Raw genomic sequence first — 2535 nt, 5'->3', positions numbered from 1 at the left:
TCGCTCTCTGCGATGCGTGTCGTAGCCGCCGTGCAGGAAACCTTCGACTGTGAAATCAGCGTCCGTGCACTCATGGAAGCCCCCACCGTAGCGGGCCTGGCTCGTGTGGTGGGTGGAGGACAGTCGGGCACCAGGCAAATCTGGGAGCCATATGCGCGTCCGGCCCAGTTGCCGCTGTCGTTCGCCCAGCGTCGGTTGTGGTTCATCCATCAGCTAGAGGGACCATCGGCGACATACAACATCCCTCTGGTACTACGCCTAATCGGTCTACTCGACGTCGACGCGCTGACCCTGGCGGTTGCCGATGTCGTAGCCCGGCACGAGAGTGTTCGCACAGTGTTTCCCGCTACGGCTGGCGTGCCCGAGCAGTGCATTCTCGATGCCTCTGAAGGGCTTGTCGCCTGCAAAGTCATCGACGCCACCAACTGGACCGATCAACAGTTGGATGAGGCGGTCGGTATTGTCACCCGCCACGCCTTCGACTTAGAAACCGAGATTCCCTTTCGTGCAAGGCTTTTCGCAGTCTCGACCACGGAACACCATCTGGCCCTGGCAATGCACCACATCGCCGCCGACGGATCATCTCTCTCGCCGCTGGTTCGCGACCTGACTACCGCATATCAGGCCCGCACCACCCGGACGGAGCCAGGCTGGGAGCCGTTGCCCGTTCAGTACGCCGACTTCACAATCTGGCAGCACAAGCTCCTCGGCGAGGCCGACGATCCTAATACCCGATCTGGTCGACAAACAGTTTTCTGGGAGCGGAACCTCGCTGGATACGCGGGACTGCTGGAGCTTCCCACGGACCGGCCTTACCCCGCCGTCGCCAACCATCAGGGCGGCCAAGTCGTCGTCGAATGGCCCGCCGAACTGCAGGAACTCGTGCGGGTTGTGGCGCGGGAACGCAATGCGACGACGTTCATGGTGATGTCGGCGGCGCTTTCGGTGCTGTTGGCGCGTTTGAGCGGGAGCGCGGATGTGGCGTTCGGGGTGCCGACGGCGGGGCGGGGGCGAACCGAGTTTGACGGCATGGTCGGGTTTTTCGTCAACACGCTGGTGTTGCGTACGCGGGTTTCAGCCGAGATGAACTTCGGTGATTTGTTGGAGGAGGTACGGGAGCGGAGCCTGGACGCGTTCGCGAACCAAGATGTGCCGTTCGATGCGCTTGTCGAGCGCCTCAATCCGGTCCGTACGCAGGCTCACCATCCGTTGATCCAAATCCTGTTCGCCTGGCAAAACGTCACCCTGCCCGATCTGTCTCTGCCAGGTCTCGACATTTCCCCGCAGCGCACGGACACCTTGACCGCTCGAATGGACTTGACTTTCAGCCTGCGTGAGCGGTTCGACAACTCCGGCCGTCCCATAGGCATTGGGGGTCTGGTCGAGTACCGCACCGACGTCTATGACGCCGAAACTGTAAAACAACTTGTTACCCGCTGGCAGCGGGTGCTCACGACGATGCTCGCCGGCACGGACCGCTCGGTGGCGTCAATCGACTTGCTTGACGAGAGAGAACTGACGCAGCTGGACGCCCTCGGAGCGCGGTCAGTGCTAAATGAATCGATCGTGGACCCCGCGATTCCGGAGTTGTTCGCCGAGCAGGTGAGGGTGCGGCCGGACGTCATAGCGGTGGTGTTCGAGGGTCGGTCGTGGACGTATCAGGAGTTGGACGACACATCGACGCAGTTGGCTCATTTGTTGGCTGGGCGTGGGGTGGGAGTAGAGGACGTTGTTGCACTGTTGCTGCCACGTTCGGAACACACTGTGATAGCCATACTTTCGGTGCTGAAGCTGGGTTCTGCTTACTTGCCGATCGACATCAACACCCCTGACGAGCGCCTGGCATTCGTTCTACAAGACGCTGCGCCGGCCGCGATTTTGACCACGGTGAGCCTCGCTGGTCGCGTCAGTAAGTCCGGGGTCCCACTGATAGATGTCGAGGATCCCAAGGTCGCTGAACAGCCGACGACGACGTTGCCGGTGCCGAATGCTGACCTCCTCGCGTACATCATCTACACCTCAGGAACGACAGGCACACCCAAAGGCGTCGGCATCACACAAACGAACGTCACCCAGACCTACGCAGCTTCGGAACATGCTTTCAAACATTCCCCAGATCAGGTGTGGTCGATGTTCCATTCGTACTCGTTCGATGTGTCGGTGTGGGAGATGTGGGGCGCTCTGCTGCACGGCGGCCGCTTGGTGATCATCCCTGAGCATGCCGCCCGCTCCGCAACGGACTTTCACCGAATCCTGGTAGACGAGCAGGTCACCACCGTCAACCAGACCCCGTCCGCACTCGAGATGCTCTCGCCCGAGGGAATAGATCAAGTAAGGACCATTTTTGTGGGGGGTGAGGCATGCTCGCCCGAACTTGTCGATCGGTGGGCTTCAGGCCGAGAAATGATCAATGGCTACGGGGAGACAGAGACGTTCTACGCCTCTATGAGTGCGCCCATGAAGCCTGGTCATGGAGCTCCTATCGGTACGCCGGTGCCGGGTGATGCGTTGTTTGTGTTGGATTCCGGTTTGCGG

Annotated in this window: 1 protein-coding gene; it reads left to right on the top strand. The window is 60.7% G+C overall.

What is annotated here, in order from left to right:
* Window positions 1–12: 12 nt before the first annotated feature.
* A partial coding sequence (locus tag CH281_RS00005) for a non-ribosomal peptide synthetase (RefSeq protein ID WP_254924357.1) occupies window positions 13–2535 on the top strand: 2523 nt, incomplete at its 3' end.

Source organism: Rhodococcus sp. 06-221-2 (genome assembly GCF_002258365.1).
In the GTDB taxonomy this organism is placed as follows: Bacteria; Actinomycetota; Actinomycetes; order Mycobacteriales; family Mycobacteriaceae; genus Rhodococcoides; species Rhodococcoides fascians.
This window is presented reverse-complemented; position numbering and strand designations above follow the sequence as displayed.